This window comes from Kribbella antibiotica (assembly GCF_004349055.1).
GTDB classification, from domain to species: Bacteria; Actinomycetota; Actinomycetes; order Propionibacteriales; family Kribbellaceae; genus Kribbella; species Kribbella antibiotica.
Map to the genome: position 1 here is coordinate 42,985 of NZ_SMKX01000024.1, position 19,205 is coordinate 62,189.

Genomic DNA, 19,205 nt, shown 5'->3' on the forward strand with positions numbered 1-19,205 from the left:
AGGCTCGGCGAGTGACCACTGACGAGCGTTTCGAAGTTCAGCGCCAGATCGCCGCCACGCCCGCCGAAATCTTCGCCGTACTGCGGGATCCCCGCGGCCACGTCGCCATCGACAGTTCCGGCATGCTGCAGTCCGCCGACGGGTCCCCGGTGAGCGCGGTAGGCGACGAGTTCGTCGTCCACATGGATCGCGAGTCGCTGAACGACCTCCCGATGGGCAAGTACGACGTCACCGTGATCATCACCCGGTTCGCCGCCGACGCAGAGCTCGAATGGACCATCTCCGGCACCATCCAGCCGCCCATCAAACACCTCTACGGCTACCGCCTCGAACCCAGCGACACCGGCACCCTGGTCACCACCTACTACGACTGGAGCCAGATCGAGGAGCGCTACCGCGGCCGCGTCAACTTCCCGATCATCCCCGAAGCAGGCCTCCGCGCAACGCTAGGAATCCTCGCCCGCACGGTCGAGAAGCATCTCTAATGCCTTGGTGATCCGCCGTGCGCGGGTCTCCGGTTTCTTGGCGTCGAGGATGGCGTTGACGTGTTCTCGGCGGTGGCTGAAGGCGAGGGCGTCGAAGGTCTGCCGGAGGTTGGCATCGGCGAGCGCCTGCGCGAAGTCATCCGGTACGTCGACTGTGCGCTCAGCCGTATCGCGCTCGACGGTCACCGTGACCGTGTCGCCAGCGCCTTTGCCCAGTTCGGCGCGGATCGCCTTCAGCACGCCGAGCGCCATACAGCCGCCCATCGAGGCGATCGACCCGCGGTACTCGACCCCGTCGAACGTCGCCAGTACGGGGATCCGCCCACCGCCACCCAGCGCCGCGAGCACCGGACCAGGAACCTCAACCCAGGCCCCGCCCTCATCGCCCACCGCGATCACAGCTTCAAAGCTCTCCATCATCCGAGGCTAAACGTCCAAGGGTGTGCAGAAGAACTGTTATTACTCGCCATTTCAGGCTCCGAGCCGGCTCGCCCCCGCCTGGGAGTGCCGGCTCGTGCCCACCTCTAACAGTTCTTCTGTACGCCGGCGGCTAGCTCGGCGTACGGGAAAGCTTGCTGGGCCACCAGATTTTCTTGCCGATGTCGTGGGCGAGCGCCGGGACCAGGAGGGAGCGGACGATCGTTGTGTCCAGGAGGACGCCGAAGGCGACCAGGAAGGCGGTTTGGACGAGGAAGAGGATCGGGAGGACGCCCAGGGCGGAGAAGGTGGCGGCGAGGACTACGCCGGCGGAGGTGATGACGCCGCCGGTGACGGCGAGGCCGGTGAGGATGCCGGGGCGGGTGCCTTGTTCGACGGATTCTTCGCGGACGCGGGTCATCAGGAAGATCGAGTAGTCGATGCCTAGGGCAACGAGGAAGACGAAGCCGTAGAGCGGGATGGCGGGGTCGGCGCCGGGGAAGCCGAAGATGTGGTTGAAGGCGATGGCGCTGACGCCGAGGGTGGCGGCGAACGAGATGACGTTGGCGACGACGAGCAGGATCGCGGCCAGGATCGAGCGCAGCAGCAGCATCAGGACGAGGAAGATGACGGCGAGTATGGTCGGGATGATCACCCGCAGGTCGCGCTGACTGGCGTCGAGGACGTCGAGGTTGATGGCGGTGCTGCCGCCGACCAGGACGTCGGGACTGACCTTGTCGAGCTCGGTCCGCAGATGCTCGACCACCTTGGTCGCCGCCGGAGAGTCGGCCTTCACTTTGAGCGTGGCCTGGACGAGAACCTTGCCGTCGACAACCTTTGGCGGTACGCCGGGAGCCACCGAGGCCGAGGCGTTCGCGACGCCGTCCACCTTGCTGGCAATCGCGACCACGGCGTCGGCTTGCGAAGACGGTGTGAGGATCTGGACCGGCGTACCGGCGCCTGCGTCGAAGTGTTTGCCCAGCTCTTCGGTTCCGGTGACCGACTCGACCTTGTTCAGGAACAGGTCTTCCTGCGAGATCCCGCTGGCTTTGAAGGTCGGCAGGAACGCGCCGCACGCCAGCAGCGCCAGCGCGCTGATCACCCAGACCCGGCGCGGATGCCGCCCGACCAGCCCGGACACGCGGCCCCAGAGTCGCCGCCCACCAACCTGATCGCGCGCATGCACGTGGTCGACGTGGGGGATCGACGGCCAGAAGATCCGCCGGCCGAACGCCAGCAACAGCGCCGGCAGGAACGTCATCGAAGCAACCAGTGCCCCGAAAATACCGATCGCGCCGACCGGGCCGAGCCCCTTTGTGCTGCCGAGCTGCGACAACAGCAGGCACAGCAATCCCAGGATGACGGTCGCCGCGCTGGCCGCGATCGGTTCGATCGAAGCCCGCCAGGCGATCCGCATGGCGTCGTACTTGCTGGTGTAGTCGTGCAGTTCTTCCTTGTACCGCGAGACGAGGAGCAGTGAATAGTCCGTCGCCGCACCGACCACGAGGATGAACAGGATGCCCTGACTCTGCCCGTTCAGCTCCAGTACGCCGTTCTTTGCCAGCGGGTACACGACTGAGGCGGCCAGCGCGAGACCGAAGACGGCGGTCAGCAGCACGGCGATCGGCAGGATCGGGCTGCGGTAGACGATCAGCAGGATCACGAACATGACTGCGAGCGCGACGCCGAGCAGAATCCCGTCGATGCCACTGAACGCGACGATGAAGTCGGCGAACACCCCGCCGGGCCCGGTCACGTAGACCTGGAGCCCAGTCGGAGTGAGATCCTGCTTGATCGTGTTCCGCATCTTGTCGGCGGTGGCGAACAGGACCGTCTCGCCCTCGGCAACGACTTCGCTGGCGCGGTCGCCGTTCAGCTCGACCGTGAGCAGCAACGCCTTCTTGTCTGCGGACGGTATGACGGTCTTCGGCGCGACCGCGAGGTAGTCGCCGAGTTTCTTGCCGCCGGCGAGCTCCAGCGTCGGGACCTTCGCGAGGAAGGCCTGCGCCGCCTGAAGATCACCGGGTGTGATTCCACCGTCACGCTCGATCAGAACGAAGTACGGCAGCGCAGTGGAGTCGACGAACTTGGCCGACTCGTTCGCGACCAGGGTCGACTCGGCTTGTTTCGGGAGGAAGTTGGCGTTGTCGTTCTCCTGGACCTCGCTCAGCTTGCCGACCGTCGGCCCGCCGATCGCGCCCAGCACCAGCCAGCCGATCAGCACCGCTGCGATCGCGCTCCGCCAAGCCCACCGTTTGTTGTTCACGGTCAGTTCCCCTCCGCCCGTTGGTAGCCGCACAGTACCCCGCTTCTCTCACCACCAGTCGGCAGGTGTGCGGGAGCCGTTTCGGCGGCGTAACAACGAGATGACCACGTGGAAACACCCCGGTCATAGCGTCCTGGCCTAATCAGTGAGGTCGGATGAACGGAGACGCACGATGACGCTCGAGGCAGGACCGGGGGTCGCCACAGGCGACGGGACCGGTGCGGTCGGTACGGTCGAAGCGCCGCGGCGTGGGCGCTGGATCGACGAGTGGGACCCCGAGGACGCGACGTTCTGGGAGTCCAAGGGGCGTGCGGTCGCGCGGCGCAACCTGTGGCCGTCGATCTTCGCGGAGTTCCTCGGCTTCTCGGTCTGGCAGCTGTGGAGCATCGTCGTGGTGTCGATGCCGAAGGCGGGCTTCGCCTACACCACCGACCAGTTGTTCTGGCTGGTAGCGCTGCCGAGCCTGGTCGGCGCGACGCTGCGGTTGCCGTACACCTTCGCCGTACCGCGTTTCGGTGGGCGTAACTGGACGATTGTTTCGGCGCTGCTGCTGCTGATCCCGACCGGCGGGCTGGCGTTCTTCATCGCTCGGCCGGACACGCCGTTCTGGCTGATGGCGCTGGTCGCAGCGACCGCGGGCGTCGGCGGCGGCAACTTCGCCAGCAGTATGACCAACATCTCGTTCTTCTACCCCGAGAAGGAGAAGGGCTTCGCGCTCGGCATCAACGCGGCCGGCGGGAACCTCGGGGTCGCGGTTGTTCAGCTGCTCGTCCCGGTCGTCATCACGATCGGCGCCGGCCTGACGCTGAACCGGGCCGGCCTGCTCTGGCTGCCGTTCATCCTGCTGGCCGCCGTCGTCGCCTGGCGCGTGATGGCGAACCTCTCCGTCGCGACCTCTTCCTTCCGGGCGTCGATCACTGCGGCCAAGCGTCCGCACACCTGGATCATCTCGTTCCTCTACATCGGGACCTTCGGCTCGTTCATCGGCTTCTCGGCGGCGTTCCCGCTGCTGATCAAGACGACGTTCCCAGAGATCACGGTGGCGCACATCGCCTTCCTCGGCGCGCTGGTCGGCTCGGTCTCGCGACCGTTCGGCGGCAAGCTGGCCGACAAGCTCGGGGGTGCCCGGGTGACGGTCTGCGCGTTCGTGGTGATGGGGCTGGGCATCCTGGCCGCGATCGCCGCACTGAAAGCCGGCAGCTTCGCGGGCTTCATGGCCAGCTTCCTGTTCCTCTTCGTCGCCAGCGGCGCCGCGAACGGATCGACGTACCGGATGATCCCGGCGGTCTTCCGGCTGACCACGCCTGGTGACCCGGGTCGTGCTCGGCGCGAGGCGGCGGCCTGCATCGGCATCGCTTCGGCCATCGGCGCGTACGGCGGCTTCCTGGTCCCGCGTGGCTTCGCGATGTCGACCAGCAACTTCGGCTCGCTGATCCCGGCGCTCTACGTGTTCTGCGGGTTCTATGTGGTCTGCCTCGCGGTCACGTACTTCTGCTACCTGCGCAAGGGTGGCCCGCTCAGCCAGGAGCGCGTGTGACCGCAGTCCCTACGCACTGTCCGTACTGCGCGCTGCAGTGCGCCACCACCTTGCATCCGGTCGCTCGGCCGGGTGCGGTGGAGGTGCGGCCGCGCGGTACGGGTGGACTGTGCCGGAAGGGCTGGACGGCGGCCGAGGTGCTGACCGTGCCGGACCGGCTCACCACACCGTTGATGCGTGATTCCCAGGGCGACCTGGTCCCGGTCAGCTGGGATGAGGCTCTGGACTTTGTTGCCGAGCGCATCCTCGAGTTGCAGGCCGCACATGGCCCGGACGTGGTTTCGGTGTTCGGTGGCGGCGGTCTGACGAACGAGAAGGCCTATGCGCTTGGCAAGTTCGCCAGAGTCGCGCTGCGGACGGCCAACGTCGACTACAACGGCAGGTTCTGTATGTCGTCCGCCGCCGCGGCAACGAATCGGGCCTTCGGCATCGACCGCGGTCTGCCGTTCCCGCTGGCGGATCTGGAGGGTGCGGACGCCGTACTGCTCGTGGGAAGCAACATCGCCGACACAATGCCGCCGGCTGTCTCCCACTTGCAGCGTGCCCAGGTGCTGGTCGTGGATCCGCGCCGGTCGGCCACGGCTGCTCTGGATGGCGCACTGCACCTGCAGGCGACTCCTGGTACGGATCTGGCGCTTGTGCTGGCTTTAACTCACGTTGTCCTGCAGGAGGGTCTTGCGGACACGGAGTATCTGGCAGAGCGGGTGGACGACGCGGATGCGCTCTACCGCTCGACCTCAGCTTGGTGGCCAGAGCGGGCCGAGCGAGTGACTGGTGTGCCCGCTGCAACGATCAGGCAGGCTGCGCGGGTACTGGCCGCGGCCGCTCCGGTCCACGGTGGTGCCGGAGCGTTCATCCTGACCGGCCGCGGCGCAGAGCAGCACAGCAAGGGCACTGACACTGTGACCGCTTGCATCAACCTCGCACTGGCGCTTGGGCTGCCAGGTCGGCTCGGGAGCGGCTACGGCTGCATCACCGGCCAGGGAAACGGGCAGGGCGGTCGAGAGCACGGTCAGAAGGCCGACCAGCTGCCCGGCTACCGCAGCATCGCCGACCCGGCCGCACGCGCCCACGTGGCCGCGGTGTGGGGTGTGGACCCGGCTGACTTGCCCGGACCGGGTAAGAGCGCGGTTGAGCTGATCAACTCCCTCGGTACGGCGGGTGGCCCGCGCGCGATGCTGGTTCACGGAAGCAACTTGCTGGTGTCCGCTCCGAATCTCGCATCGGTCCGGGAACGCCTTGCTGCGTTGGACTTGCTGGTCGTAGCAGACGTCGTACCATCTGAGACCGCATTGATCGCCGATGTGGTCTTCCCGGTCACGCAGTGGGCTGAAGAGGACGGGACGATGACGTCCCTCGAAGGCCGAGTGCTGCGGCGTAAGGCCGCTGTTGCACCACCTGGTGAGGTGCGCAGCGACCTGCACGTGTTCGCCGGTCTCGCCGAACGCCTCGGCTGCACGGCGGCCTTCCCGACCGATCCGGAGGAGGTGTTCGAGGAGCTGCGGCTGGCCAGCGCAGGTGGTAAGGCGGACTATTCCGGGATCACCTGGGACCGGCTGGATCGTGAAGAGTTGTTCTGGCCAGTGCCTGCTGTGGATCACCCGGGAACCCCGCGACTGTTTGCCGACCGCTTCGGTACGCCGGACGGCCGCGCGCATGTGGTCGCGGTCGACCACCGTCCCGTGGCTGACGATCTGAACGGCGCTGCGCCGATGTACTTGGTGACTGGGCGGCTCCTGCAGCACTACCAGAGTGGTGCGCAGACACGGCGAGTGCCGGAGCTGGCTGAGGCCGAGCCGGAGGTGTTCGCAGAGATCCACCCGCGCGTCGCTGCGCAGTTGGGGATCGCGGACGGTCGGCCCGTACGGCTGCAGACGGCCCGTGGCTCCATGGTGCTTACGGCCCGCGTGACAACCGACGTACGGCCGGACACGGTCTTCGTACCGTTCCACTACGGCGGTGCGGGTGCTGTGAACGAGCTGACGAACGACGTGCTCGATCCGGTATCGCGGATGCCGGAGTTCAAGGCCTGTGCGGTCTCACTGAGCGCTGCGGCGCTCCCGGTGACGGGGGTGTCCGCGTGAAGGTAGTAATCATCGGTGGTGGCATGGCCGGACGCCGCTTGGCAGCGCTACTTCCGTCGTACGACGTGACTGTGCTCGGCGACGAGGTGTCGTACAACCGCAGCCGGCTGACCGAGTACGTCGCCGGCCGGGCCGCCCTGTCGTTCGGTGCCGAGCCAGTGGCGACCGCGGTTGCAGTGGACCGGCTGCGTCGGGTCGTGACGGACTCGACCGGTGTCGCGCACGCATACGACCACCTGGTCTTCGCCACGGGAGCTGAGCCAGTGCTGCCGGTCTCGCCCGCGGCCGGGGTGCAGGTGCTCCGCACTGCGGCAGACTCCCAGGCGCTGGTCGATGCAGTCGACCGGGTGCGGCGGGTAGTGGTGCTCGGCGGTGGCGTGCTTGGTGTGGAGACCGCCTGTGCGCTGCGGAGCCGCGGCGTCGCAGTGACGCTGGTGCACGACGGGGAAACGCTGCTGGACAAGCTGATTCCGCGTTCGGCCGGGCGACGCGTGCTGCGCGCGGTCCGGCAAGCGGGTGTCGAGGTGCTCCTCAACGCTGAGGTTATCGACACTCCTGGCGCATTCCGGGCGCTGCAATTGGCCAACGGACGCACGGTCTTCGGTGACCTGCTGGTGGTCACGTGTGGAGTGAAACCGCGGACTGAGTTGGCCACTGGCCTCACGGTCCGGACCGGGATCGTTGTCGACGAGACGCTGACCAGTCCGGATGATGCGCGGGTCCACGCCATCGGGGACTGCGCGGAGATCGACGGCGTGGTCACGGGAACCGCGGGCTCGGCCTGGTCGCACGCTGAGACGCTGGCCGCACACCTGACCGGTACGTCGGCTCCGCTGGGGCCTGAGGTGATTCGGCTGACGGCCGGAGCGCTCGACGTACTGGTGTTGGGAGATCAGTCAGAGCTCGGTGCCGAGGTGCGGCTCGAGGACGACAGCCGGTGGGTGCGCGCCGTACTGCGGGATGGTGTGGTGCGCTCTGCCGTTGCGGTGGGAGCTCCTGAGGTCGCAGCGGAGCTGGTGCTGCTGGCTGACCGCGGTACGCCGGTTGTGGCGGATGGGCTGCTCACAGAGACCGCCGTACCGGCGCAGAAGGCCGTTGCTGTTTGTCGCTGTAACGGAGTGACGAGGGTCGCGATCGAAGCGGCCTGGCGTGGAGGTGCCGACAGTGTCGCCGGCATCGCCGCCACCACACGGGCGACCACCGGGTGCGGCAGTTGCACCGGTGCCGTCGGTGACCTGCTTGACCGGTTCCGCCGTGGCGAGACCGAACCAGTTCCGGCCAGGAGGGCGACGATGACAGAGCTGAGCAATGCCCGGCACGTTGTAGTGGTGGGCGGCGGCATGGTCGCGCACCGGTTGGTGGAGGCGCTGCGGGCGCGTGACACCGACATTCAGTGGCGCATCACCGTGCTGGCCGAGGAGCCACGCCTTCCGTACGACCGGGTCGCACTGACCAGCTACTTCTCCGGACGCGACCCCCAGGACCTCGCACTGGGCGACCCGGCACTGTGGGACGACCCAGCGGTAGTGCTGCGCAAGGGCGTGCAGGTGACTGCTATCGACGTCACTGCGAAGACTGTGAGCACCGCACGCGGTGAGGTGCTGGAGTACGACGAGCTGGTGCTGGCGACTGGCTCTTCGGCGTTCGTGCCGCCGGTGAAGAACAGCGATGCCCAGGGCTGTTTCGTGTACCGGACCATCGACGATGTGGCCGCGCTACGCGTCTACGTCGAGCGTCTGAAGACTGAACGCGACCAGGTCAGTGGGGTCGTTGTTGGTGGCGGTCTGCTCGGGCTGGAGGCCGCCGGTGCACTGCGAGCGCTCGGTGCAGCCACGACAGTGGTGGAGTTCGCGCCGCGGCTGATGCCTTTGCAGGTCGACGAAGGCGGTGGCTCGGCACTCGCGCGGCTGATCCGCGGTCTGGACGTTGAGATCATGACGTCGACGGCGACGACCCGGGTGAAGCTCACCACGCAAGGCGCAGCGCGGGCGATGGCTGTGGCCGACGGGCCGGACCTGCCGGCCGACGTGGTCGTGTTCGCGACCGGTGTGCGGCCGCGGGACGAGCTGGCCCGGGCCGCGGGTCTGGAGATCGGTGAGCGCGGCGGTGTCGTGGTCGACGACGCCTGCCGGACGTCGGTGCCTGGTGTCTGGGCGATCGGTGAGGTCGCCTGTATCGAGGGCCGGGTCTGGGGTTTGGTTGCCCCGGGCAACACGATGGCCGAGATCGTCGCGGATCGCCTGCTGGGCGGCTCGGCGACGTTCCCTGGCGCGGACACCTCTACCAAGCTGAAGCTGCTCGGGGTCGATGTAGCGAGCTTCGGGGACGCGTTCGGCACCACTGAGGGCGCACTGGACATCGTGTACGCCGACCCGGTGGCCGGCGTCTACAAGAAGCTCGTGCTGTCGGATGACGCGCGCACGCTGCTCGGCGGCATCCTGGTCGGTGATGCCTCGGCCTACTCGGGGCTGCGGCCCATGGTCGGACGCGAACTCGGTGCTGATCCGGCTGGCTTCCTGCTGCCGGAGGGCGCCGTACCGGCTCAGTTGGAGCTGCCGGATGACGCACCGGTCTGCTCCTGCAACAACGTGTCGGCCGGGACGATCCGGTGCGCGGTCCGGGACGAGGGCTGCGGTGATGTGAAGTCGGTGTGCGGCCGTACGAAGGCTGGCACCAGCTGTGGCTCGTGTCTGCCGATTGTGAAGACGCTGGTGAACAGCGAGCTGGCCAAGGCCGGTGTCGAGGTCAGCAAGGCCCTGTGCGAGCACTTCGCGCTGTCACGCGCTGAGCTGTTCGACGTGGTGCGGGTGACCGGACTGCGCACCTTCAGCGAGATTGTCGAGCGCCACGGCTCTGGGCGCGGCTGTGACATCTGCAAGCCGGTAGTGGCCTCCATCCTCGCCAGTGTGGACCCGGCTGGGCATGTGCTCGACCAGGACCGCGCTCCGCTGCAGGACACCAACGACCACGTCATGGCGAACATGCAGAAGGACGGCACGTACTCCGTCGTCCCACGCATCCCTGGTGGTGAGATCACGCCAGAGGGACTCATCACGATCGGTGAGGTGGCACGGGACTTCGGTCTGTACACCAAGATCACCGGTGGGCAGCGCGTCGACCTGTTCGGTGCACGGATCGAGCAGCTGCCGGCTATCTGGAAGCGGCTCGTCGATGCGGGCTTCGAGTCCGGCCATGCATACGGAAAGGCGCTGCGCACGGTGAAGTCGTGCGTCGGGTCCACCTGGTGCCGGTACGGCGTTCAGGACTCGGTAGGGATGGCCATTGCGCTGGAGCTGCGCTACCGCGGCCTGCGGTCGCCGCACAAGCTCAAGCTCGGGGTATCCGGCTGCGCACGGGAGTGTGCCGAGGCACGTGGCAAGGACGTCGGCATCATCGCGACAGAGAAGGGCTGGAACCTCTACGTCGGCGGCAACGGCGGTATGACGCCCCGGCACGCTGAACTGCTCGCATCTGACCTCTCAGAAGCCGAGCTGGTACAGGCGATCGACCGCTTCCTCATGTACTACGTCCGGACCGGCGACCGGTTGCAGCGGACCTCGGTGTGGGTGCGGGAGATTGAAGGCGGCCTCGACCACGTGCGGGACGTCGTACTGAACGACAGCCTCGGTATCGGCGCCGATCTGGACGCAGCGATGGCTGAACACGTCGATGCGTACGTCGACGAGTGGCGGGCGACGCTGAACGACCCGGCGAAGCTGGCTCGGTTCGTGTCGTTCGTGAACGCACCGGATCAGCCGGACGCCGACCTGCGCTACGTGGTCGAGCGCAACCAGCCCCGCCCGGCCACACCGGCCGAGCGCGGACAACTGGAGCCGGTGCTGCTCGCCGGTCCCCGATTGGAGGTACGACCCGTGAAGGAGCGAAGCGAGTTCACAGAAAGCAGAGCGTCTACCTCATTGGCGCCCGCAGCGAAGCGAGGACGACGATGAGTGTCACGGCTTTGGAGTCCACGGTGCTGTGCCGGTACGACGTACTGATGCCGGACCGGGGTGTCGCCGCACTGGTCGGGGACGTGCAGATCGCGCTGTTCCGGCTGCACGACGGGACGGTGTTCGCCATCGGCAACCAAGACCCGTACAGCGGGGCCAACGTGATGTCGCGAGGGATCGTCGGCAGCAGGGGCGACGTACCGACGGTGGCGTCGCCGATGTTCAAGCAGGTCTTCGATCTGCGTACCGGCGAGTGTCTGGACGACCCGGCAGTGTCGCTGCCGGTCTACCCGGTCGCGATCGTCGACGGGATGGTTCGGGTGGGGGAGAACGGTGACGGCTAACACCAGGCCAGGTCCGCTCAGCGGCTGCACGATCGCAGTGACCGCGCACCGGCGGGCGGACGACCTGATCGCGTCGTTCGAACGCCGGGGCGCGAAGGTGCTGCACGCACCAACCCTGCAGATCACACCAGTCGCCGACGACCACGCATTGATCGAGGCGACCCGGCGGGTGATCGCCAACCCGCCGGACGACGTCGTGGTGACCACTGCGGTCGGTTTCCGCGGCTGGATCGAGGCTGCGGACACTGCCGGCCTCGCTGCGGATCTACTGGTGACATTGGAACAGGCGCGGATTCTGGCGCGCGGTCCGAAGGCGCGGGGCGCGATCCGGGCTGCTGGGTTGGTGGAGCACTGGTCGGCGCGGTCCGAGACGACGATCGAGGTCATCGAGTGGCTGCGAGCACAGGGCGTCAGCGGGCGAAAGATCGTCGTACAGCTGCATGGGTTGTCAGACCCGTCGCTGATGGACGCGCTGCGGAGCGTTGGAGCGTCGGTGCGCGGCCTTGAGGTCTACCGCTGGGGTCCGGCGCCAGATCCGGTGGCCGTCGAGCGAACGATCGGGCAGGTCTGCACCGGTGCAGTCGACGCGATCGTGCACACGTCAGCGCCAGGTGCGCAGGCCCTGCTGGATGCGGCCGCGTTGAACGGCCAGTACGACGCTCTGGTCACGGCACTGCGAACTGGTCGGGTGCTGAACGCCTGCGTTGGCCCTATCACCGCAGCGCCGTTTCTCAACCTCGGACTGGAGCCATTGGTTCCGGACCGCTTCCGCCTGGGCGCTCTGATCCGCATCGTCACCGACCGGCTCACTGATGACAACGCTCGTTCCATCGAGACGGAGTTCGGTCAGTTGGTGATCCGCGGCGGCGCAGCAGTCCTGGATGGCGTCGTACTGCCGCTCGGGCCGGGACCTCGCGCCGTACTGGCTGCGCTGGTGGCGGCTGGTGGTGATGTGGTCTCGCGGCCGGACCTGCTCGCCGTACTGCCTGGTGCTGAAGACGTGCACGCCGTGGAGGTCACAGTGAACAGACTGCGCACCGCAGTGGGTCGTCCGGAGCTGGTCCGCACGGTAGTCCGTCGCGGCTACCGACTGGCCGTCGAGGCAGCGGCGGTGCCGTCATGACAGACCTCATCGCAGCAGCACACGGGACTGCGGATCCTCGGGGTATCCGCGTAGTCCACGACCTCGTCCGCCAGATGGCGCGACTGCGCCCCGACCTCCCGATGTCCCTCGGCTTCGTCGACGTCATCGAACCGGCCCTTCCCGGCCTGGTGAACCGCGTCCTCACCGACACCTCCGACGCAGTGCTAGTGCCCCTGCTTCTGTCCACCGGCTATCACATGCGAGTCGACATCGCCGGACAGGTCGAGCGCCACCCCGGCCTCACCGCAGCACGTGCCCTAGGCCCACACCCGCTCATCGCCGACATCCTGGTAGACCGACTCGGCGACCTCTCCCGCACAGACCACGTCGTACTGGCTGCCGCCGGCTCCCGCGACCCGCAGGCGCAAGAGGACTGCGAGCGCATGGCGGCGTACCTACGCGCCCGCATCCACCGACCAGTAACCGTCGCGTACCTAGCCGGCCGCGGCCGCCGCCTCCCCGCCGTCCTAGCCACCACTCGTGGCCGCCTAACCGTAGCCAACTACCTCCTAGCCCCCGGCTACTTCTCAGACCGCATGCATCAATCCGCCGGCCCGCACCGAGTCAGCGCACCCCTAGGCGCCGACCCGCGGCTCGCGCGGTTGGCACTCGCCCGGTACGACGCAGCCCTCCAAGGTGTACCCCTGCCGGTCTAGTCTGCGGTCGTGAACGTCCGGGGGGGCTACCGGGCAATCAGGGGTATGACAGTGACTGATACGACCGATTCCGTGGCCGAAGACCACCCGCCGCCGGAAGACCGCCCTCTGCTGGCGGGACCGGCGGTGGCTGAGGAATTCGCCCGGCTGTTCGACCTGCACGCCGTACCGATGCATAGGTACCTGGCGCGGCGGGTCGGTGCCGAGCAGGCCCACGACCTCGTCAGTGAGACCTTTCTGGCGGCATTCAGGCAGCGTGAGACCTACGATCCGGCTCTGGCCGCGGCCAAGGCCTGGCTTTACGGCATAGCAACCAATCTGGCCCGGCGGCACGTCCGGTCCGAGGTTCGAGGTCTCCACGCCACAGCCCGCGCAGGACGCCGGGAGGACGACAACCTGGCGGCCCACGACGGCCGCGTCGCCGAACAGGTAGACGCACAGAAGCTAGCCCGCCGCATCGCCCCTGCGATCGCCGACTTGTCTGACGGTGACCGCGACGTACTCCTGCTTACGTCCTGGGCCGGACTGACCACGGTGGAGGTCGCCGACGCGCTCGGCATTCCCGTCGGCACAGTCCGCTCTCGCCTGCACCGAGTACGCCGCCAGCTCCGCACTCTGACCACCTCCGAGGAGGCGCACGACCATGACTGACCTACACCCCACCGACGACCTAGACCGTGCCCTCTCGGCCCTGCACTCCGACGTGGCGACCGACCCGGCCCGCATCGAGCAGACCCGCGCCGCCTTCCTCGACCTCGTCACGCAGCCGGCCGCACCAGTACGCCGTACCCGGCGCTGGATGGTCGCAGCGGCCGCAGCACTGGCCATCGTTGCCGGCGGCTCCCTCTACAGCACCACGCTGACCGGCGGCTCGGCCGAAGCCAAGTCCGAGCTCAACGGCGCCGCCCAGCACATCACCGGCGCCTCCGACCCCGTCGTACCGGCCGGCCAGTTCCGCTACCTCGGACTGCGCGTCTGGAACGAGAACTTCGCCGAAACCCCCGGCGGCGGCCTCACCTTCCTCGAGGAGACCCGCATCGAGCTCTGGGTGCCCTCGAACGTCCGCGACACCTGGTACCAGCGCGAAACCCGCACCGGCGACCACAAGTGGCTCCAAGGCTCCGACGCCGAGGCCCGCAAATACGGCGTCACCTTCGACCGCAGTACCACCAAGTCCTCCGCCGCCTGCGGCAACTTCCACAATGACGGCGGCTACTGCAGCACCACCGGCAGCTGGGCCGACCCAAGCGCCACCTGGCTCAACACCCTCCCCAAAGACCCCAAGGCCCTCTACAAGCAGCTCAAGAAAGACGCCCCCCGCAACGGCCGAGGCGAAACCGAACTCCTCGTCTACGCCCAGGACGCCCTCCGCACCGGCCTCCTCCCCGCCGAAACCCGAGCCACCCTCTACCGAGCCCTGACGAACCTCAAGCACCTCAAAATCACCGACCGAGCCGCCAACCTCGACGGCAAAGTAGGGATCGCCTACTCCAGCGACGACGGCACCAACCGCGAAGAGATCGTCATCGACCCCAAGACGGGCGCCTACCTAGGCTCCCGCCAAGTAGGAACCAACGGCCCCACCAAAGGCCGAGTCCTCTCCTACAGCTCCTTCACCACCTCAGTAGCGAAGGCCCCGTACTGAGCAACAATCCCCTGTGGGCAAAACACTGAACGCGTGGGCCGACCTCCTCGATCGCTCCCTGGAGCAGATCGAGGAGATCTCCGCCGACACCCGGAATTTCGACCGCGCGGCATTCAGCCGACTCGGCAATATCTGGGACAACAGCTGCTACGCATTCGTTCACACGACCTGTGTGCACGGTGCGGTGCGGCGGGAGGTGGCGGCTCGGCTCGACGTCCGGTGGATGCTCGAGCAGGAGTCGGAGCGCTACCGCTGGGCTGTCGAGCAAGCGGCTGCTACCGGCCATCGCATCGCGCTCCCGGCACCGCGGTACGCCGACCGTGCCGGCTCTGAGCGCGTGGCGTTGTTCTCGGCGGAGGCGATCGACGAACTGGCGGCTGAGTTCGTCCTGGAGACCGCGAGGGCCACGAGGTTCACCGTCGAGCGATCGAGGGGCCGGCTCAAGTGTGTTGCATGGGTCGAGCTGGAGCGCCGGTCCGAGTCTGAGGTGAAGCACGCCCTCTGGTTGGAGTTCGACAGCGTTGAGGCCTTGCAGTTCGACCTGTCCGACAACCAGGGCATCCGGCTCGACTGGCACGACGGCAAGCTACAGGTGACCATCGGCGACCACGGCACCATCCATGCCACCAGCGGCCGGGTCTCGCTCGGCGGCACCACCTGGCTGCTGCCAGCCGAGCCCGTCGTCCTGCTGCGGACCGTCCGCTATCAAGCTCGGCCCAAAGGCATCCTCACGGCCCTCACGAAAGGCGGAAGGCTGCCGCCCACAGCACAGCGCGCCGCACTCCTGCTGAGGAACGCGATGCTCGTCGTCCGCGGTGCCGGCAGTCTGGAACGCCTGCACACCCTTCCAACGCATGAACTGGCCCACACCTTCGCGGAAGCCGGCTCCGACCTGCTCTCAGCCGGTACGTCGTTCCGTCGCGACGCTGCCTTCCAGCGCCTGCTCGACAAGTGGCTGGCCGCCGCGAGTCCTCGCGTCCTGCCGCACCTCAAGAGCACCGAACTGACCGCCTTCCCGGATGCTCTCCCGCAGCCCGTCGGCCCACCAGATCCGCAGTCCCAGCTGCTACTAGCCGACTTCTCCACCGCCTTCGACTACGGCTTTGCCGGCGCCGACCACCCGTCCCCAGCAACCACCGGCACCCTCATCCTGGGCGCCCCCGACCACCAGACCCTTCGCCGCATCCGCGTCGACGATCCGGAGCGCTTCGCCGTACGGATCGAGGCTTTCGGTACGACGCTTGGCGCGGCTCAGCGGGATGGTTCGGTGGCGCTCGGCTGAGATTGTCGGTGGGGGCATTTACGCTTTCCGGGCATGGAGGAACTCGAGGAGTTGCGTGAGCAGATCAAGGGCTGGGTCGTGCCTGGCTTTCAGCGGCGGGACGAGGTCGTGGAGGCGGCGATCGAGTACGCCGAGGACGACGGCGTCCTGACTGCTGAGCAGGTGACCCAGCTCGTCGACGAAGTCTGGGAGCAACGCCTGCAGAAGCAACGGACCTGGGTCGAGGTCACCGATGCCGACCGCTTCGCCGCTGCCTTCGCGGAGCTTGATGCAGCCGGTGTCGTCGCCCGCATGAACTTCACCTGCTGCCAGGGGTGCGGGTCGACCGAGATCTTCGACGAACGCCCAGCTGACAGGCAGTCCAAGGGCTATGTCTTCTTCCACCAGCAGGACGCCGAGGGCCTGGCCGACACCCCCGCCGCTCTCTACCTCGCCTACGGACCTTTCGACGCCGTCGAGAGCACGTGGGAGTCGCGCGTCGTCGAGGTCGGCCACCAAATCGTCGCAGGCCTCCGCGCTCACGACCTCCCCGTCACCTGGTCAGGTAGCTCCGCCCAACGCATCCAGGTCGGCCCGCTCACCTGGCAGCGGCGCCTTCCAGAGCGGTGAATCGGCGCCGGATAAGGTGAAGCGTGGGGGAGATGCTGGAGGCCTGGGCCGGGGTGCTCGATCGGTCGTGGGCAGAGATCGCGGCGCTGTCTGCTGATGCTCGGAACTTCGACCGGTTGCGCGTGAACCGGATCGCGGATGTCTGGGACAACAACACCTTCCCGTTCGTTGGGGCGGCCTGTGCCCGTGGTGCTGGGCGGCGGGAGAACCTTGCGCTGCAAGGGGTCCGGTGGATGGCCGACTTCGGGGCGACGCGGCATGCGTGGGTGCTTGAGCAAGCTGTGGCAGCGGGTCACCCGATCGAGCTGCCGCCGCCGATGAAGCACCCAAACGGCCCCGTTCGCGACGGCGAAGGCACCGCGACTCCCGGCACGATGGATCTGACTGCGGAAACGATCGAGGAGCTCGCAGCGGACTACGCCTTCGACACCGCGGAAGTCAGGACGCTGTGTGTCCAGCGGTCGGAGGGTGTGCTGGTCGGTGAGGTCACGATCGCAGCCAGTCGGCGCTACCAGGCTGACGGCGGGGATCTGGCGGAGCTGCGGATCCAGTTCGAGGGCGTGGACCAGTTGCGATTCGAGCAGTCGGACCGGTGCGGGGTCAGCTTCGATTGCCAAGCCGGTACGACGCTCCTCCGGCTCGGTGATCGGGGAGTCGTGCAGGGCGCGAGCGGCACGGTGTCGAACCGCGACGTCAGGTGGAGCCGGTCAAAGGCCGGGCGGACTGCGGACGCCGTACTGCCTCCGTTGCAGCGCGCCAAGGTTTGGGAGCCGGAGCGCGGACTGCTTGAAGGGACGGCCTGTGAGGCTGCCGAGCTGCTGCGGTGGGCCATGATCATGGTCCGCAGCAGTTGGGCCCTCAGCCTCATCCACACGACGCCGGTCCACGAGTACGCCCTGGCCTTCGCCGGGGCCGGCACCGACATCCTCGCGGCCGGCCGATCCTTCCGGCGCGAAGCTGCCTTCCGTCGTCTCGTCAACCGGTGGAGGAGCGCGGGCGGCGAGCTGCTCCTACCACTCTTCGACCAAACCCTGAAAACCGATCCGGCCCTGCCCGACGCCGACGACCCGCCCGAGCCTGATTCCCAGCTAATGGTGGCCGACTACACGACCCCGTCGTTCTTCGACCGCACCAACGCGTCCACCTTCGTGTTCGCATCACCTGGTACGCCGTGGGGCCGCCGCCGGATCCGCGTCGAGAATCCGCAGCAGTTCGCCGTACGGGTCGAGGCTTTTGGTACGACGCTTTGCGCGGCTCAGCAGGGCGGGTTGCTGGCGGTGAGTTGAGGTTGTCGGTGAGGTGAGGCCTGCGCCGTCAGGCTCGGGGCTGGATTCGGGTGCTGTTGATCGCCGCGAGTAGCAGCAGGGCCGCAGCCGAGGCGAGGCTGATCCGCAGGCCGGTGAGGAAGGTGTCCGGGTTGGCGATCAGGGCGCCGAAGACGGCGATGGCGACTGCGCCGCCGATCTGGCGGAAGGTGTTGAAGACGGCGCTGGCGGTTCCTGCATGCTCGGCCGCGACGCCTTCGAGGACGACTCCGGTGATCGAGGGCATGGCCAACGAGCCGCCGGCGCCGATCGGTACGACGCAGAGGGCGGTCACGACCGGCGACTCCAGCGGTGCCGTGAGGAGCAGCGCCAGGAGTCCGGCGGTCATCGACAGCAACCCGGCCACGACCGGGACCCGCGCTCCGAACCGGTTGGTGATCGGGCCACTGGCGAGGTTCCCGGCGATCGCGAAGAAAGCCGACGGCAAGAACGCCAGTCCGGCGTGCAGCGGCGACAATCCGAGGTGCTGCTGGAGGAACAGGCTGACGACGAACACGTTGCCGTAGTTGCCGACCATGAAGGCGAACCCGACGGGCAGGGCCAGTCGGAAGCCGCGCGCCCGGAACAGCTCCAGCGGCATCATCGGGTGCCGGCCGCGGGCCTGAACAGCCAGGAAGGCTGCGAGGGTGATCACGGCGATCGCGAGCGCGGCGACGACGGTGGGGTGGGTGAACCCGCGATGGCCGCCTTCGATGAGTCCGTAGACCAGGGTGGACAAGGCAACCACGGCGAGGATCTGGCCGGCCCAGTCGAACCGCGACGGTCGGGTGGGCGAGGCGGCCACCGCGATCAGGAAGGCGACCATGCCGGCGCAGACGGGCAGGTTGATCGTGAAGACCCACCGCCAGTCGAGAGTCGTGAGCAGCCCGCCGAGAGGTTGTCCGACCAGCCCGGCGACGGCTCCGCCGACCGCCCAGACGCCGAGCGCACTGGCTCGGCGGCGTGGGTCAGGGAACGCTTCACGAACCAGCGCCATCGATGCCGGCAGCATGATCGCCGCGGCAGCGCCCTGCGCGCAGCGGGCGGCGACCAGTACGTCGATCGTGGGCGCGACCGCACAGGCGGCCGAGGCCAGTCCGAACCCGACGATGCCCGCGCCGAGAGCCTTCTTCGCGCCGATCCGATCCGACAGGTTCCCCGCGAACAGCAACAGCGCGGCGAACAAGAGGGTGTAGCCGTCGATCGTCCACTGCTGGCCGGTCGTTCCGCCGCCGAGCTCGGTCCTGATCCGGGACAGGGCGACGTTCACGATCGAAATGTCCAGCGTGATCAGGAAGAAGCCCAGCGAGGCGACCGTGACGACGATCCGCGCGTGCGGCGCATCCGGGCTGGCAGATCCAGTCGTCGGCGCTAAGCGGCTCGGCACTGCGTCGTTACGTGGCAAGGCATTCCACTCTGCGCACAGAAGCGCGGTCGGTCTCGGTACCTCAGGTCGCGCATCGAGTCTGCCAAATTCGCTCG

Annotated in this window: 15 protein-coding genes; 12 read left to right on the forward strand and 3 right to left on the reverse strand. The window is 67.7% G+C overall.

All coding sequences use genetic code 11. The features are described 5' to 3' along the window. Positions 1 to 11 precede the first annotated feature (11 nt). Positions 12 to 485 carry an SRPBCC family protein gene (locus tag E1263_RS11020; protein WP_132167135.1) on the forward strand — a complete coding sequence of 158 codons (474 nt, stop codon included), beginning with the start codon at positions 12 to 14 and terminating at the stop codon, positions 483 to 485. On the opposite strand, the gene E1263_RS11025 is transcribed toward E1263_RS11020, so the two are convergent. Both E1263_RS11025 and E1263_RS11030 read right to left on the reverse strand, forming a co-directional pair. Then, positions 447 to 902, reverse strand: a complete 456-nt coding sequence (locus E1263_RS11025) for a YdeI/OmpD-associated family protein (protein WP_132167136.1) — start codon at positions 900 to 902, stop codon at positions 447 to 449. The two genes, E1263_RS11020 and E1263_RS11025, sit on opposite strands and share 39 nt — an antisense overlap. A 133-nt stretch (positions 903 to 1,035) precedes the next feature. Then, positions 1,036 to 3,168, reverse strand: coding sequence for an MMPL family transporter (locus tag E1263_RS11030; RefSeq protein ID WP_238161169.1), 2,133 nt, complete (start codon positions 3,166 to 3,168; stop codon positions 1,036 to 1,038). 172 nt (positions 3,169 to 3,340) lie between these two features. Here E1263_RS11030 and E1263_RS11035 point away from each other — a divergent pair, with 172 nt between their 5' ends. The 11 genes from E1263_RS11035 to E1263_RS11085 are packed head-to-tail and all read left to right on the forward strand — an operon-like array spanning position 3,341 to position 17,705. After that, positions 3,341 to 4,705 carry an MFS transporter gene (locus E1263_RS11035; RefSeq protein WP_132167138.1) on the forward strand — a complete coding sequence of 455 codons (1,365 nt, stop codon included), beginning with the start codon at positions 3,341 to 3,343 and terminating at the stop codon, positions 4,703 to 4,705. Beyond that, positions 4,702 to 6,789 carry a molybdopterin oxidoreductase family protein gene (locus E1263_RS11040; protein ID WP_132167139.1) on the forward strand — a complete coding sequence of 696 codons (2,088 nt, stop codon included), beginning with the start codon at positions 4,702 to 4,704 and terminating at the stop codon, positions 6,787 to 6,789. The genes E1263_RS11035 and E1263_RS11040 overlap by 4 nt, the downstream gene beginning before the upstream one ends. Next, positions 6,786 to 10,739, forward strand: coding sequence for a nitrite reductase large subunit NirB (nirB, locus tag E1263_RS11045; protein ID WP_272949656.1), 3,954 nt, complete (start codon positions 6,786 to 6,788; stop codon positions 10,737 to 10,739). Before E1263_RS11040 ends, nirB begins: the two co-directional genes overlap by 4 nt. Further along, a complete protein-coding gene (nirD, locus tag E1263_RS11050) occupies positions 10,736 to 11,083 on the forward strand; it encodes a nitrite reductase small subunit NirD (RefSeq protein WP_132167140.1) in 348 nt (115 codons plus the stop codon). Before nirB ends, nirD begins: the two co-directional genes overlap by 4 nt. Continuing rightward, entirely contained in the window at positions 11,073 to 12,206 is a 1,134-nt protein-coding gene (locus tag E1263_RS11055; RefSeq protein ID WP_132167141.1) for a uroporphyrinogen-III synthase, read from the forward strand. The genes nirD and E1263_RS11055 overlap by 11 nt, the downstream gene beginning before the upstream one ends. Further along, positions 12,203 to 12,883: a sirohydrochlorin chelatase gene (locus tag E1263_RS11060; protein ID WP_132167142.1), complete on the forward strand. Its 681-nt coding sequence runs from the start codon at positions 12,203 to 12,205 to the stop codon at positions 12,881 to 12,883. The genes E1263_RS11055 and E1263_RS11060 overlap by 4 nt, the downstream gene beginning before the upstream one ends. A gap of 45 nt (positions 12,884 to 12,928) precedes the next feature. After that, on the forward strand, positions 12,929 to 13,534 hold the full coding sequence (locus tag E1263_RS11065) for an RNA polymerase sigma factor (protein ID WP_132167143.1): 606 nt from the start codon (positions 12,929 to 12,931) through the stop codon (positions 13,532 to 13,534). After that, positions 13,527 to 14,528, forward strand: a complete 1,002-nt coding sequence (locus tag E1263_RS11070) for a CU044_5270 family protein (protein WP_132167144.1) — start codon at positions 13,527 to 13,529, stop codon at positions 14,526 to 14,528. Before E1263_RS11065 ends, E1263_RS11070 begins: the two co-directional genes overlap by 8 nt. 13 nt (positions 14,529 to 14,541) lie before the next feature. Then, the gene (locus E1263_RS11075) at positions 14,542 to 15,810 is read left to right on the forward strand and encodes a hypothetical protein (RefSeq protein WP_132167145.1); all 1,269 of its coding nucleotides are present in this window, start codon (positions 14,542 to 14,544) and stop codon (positions 15,808 to 15,810) included. A gap of 33 nt (positions 15,811 to 15,843) precedes the next feature. Next, positions 15,844 to 16,419, forward strand: a complete 576-nt coding sequence (locus tag E1263_RS11080) for a DUF6891 domain-containing protein (protein WP_132167146.1) — start codon at positions 15,844 to 15,846, stop codon at positions 16,417 to 16,419. 23 nt (positions 16,420 to 16,442) lie between these two features. Continuing rightward, positions 16,443 to 17,705, forward strand: a complete 1,263-nt coding sequence (locus E1263_RS11085) for a hypothetical protein (protein WP_132167147.1) — start codon at positions 16,443 to 16,445, stop codon at positions 17,703 to 17,705. Between the two features lie 28 nt (positions 17,706 to 17,733). Here E1263_RS11085 and E1263_RS11090 read toward each other — a convergent pair whose 3' ends face one another. Next, the gene (locus E1263_RS11090; RefSeq protein ID WP_238161170.1) at positions 17,734 to 19,128 is read right to left on the reverse strand and encodes an MFS transporter; all 1,395 of its coding nucleotides are present in this window, start codon (positions 19,126 to 19,128) and stop codon (positions 17,734 to 17,736) included. Positions 19,129 to 19,205 lie beyond the last annotated feature (77 nt).

Coding starts and splice junctions, on each gene's coding strand:
- E1263_RS11070 (WP_132167144.1), top strand. CDS start 13,527: ATGACTGACCTACACCCCACCGACGACCTAGACCGTGCCCTCTCGGCC.
- E1263_RS11060 (WP_132167142.1), top strand. CDS start 12,203: ATGACAGACCTCATCGCAGCAGCACACGGGACTGCGGATCCTCGGGGT.
- E1263_RS11065 (WP_132167143.1), top strand. CDS start 12,929: ATGACAGTGACTGATACGACCGATTCCGTGGCCGAAGACCACCCGCCG.
- nirD (WP_132167140.1), top strand. CDS start 10,736: ATGAGTGTCACGGCTTTGGAGTCCACGGTGCTGTGCCGGTACGACGTA.
- E1263_RS11025 (WP_132167136.1), bottom strand. CDS start 902: ATGGAGAGCTTTGAAGCTGTGATCGCGGTGGGCGATGAGGGCGGGGCC.
- E1263_RS11080 (WP_132167146.1), top strand. CDS start 15,844: ATGGAGGAACTCGAGGAGTTGCGTGAGCAGATCAAGGGCTGGGTCGTG.
- E1263_RS11035 (WP_132167138.1), top strand. CDS start 3,341: ATGACGCTCGAGGCAGGACCGGGGGTCGCCACAGGCGACGGGACCGGT.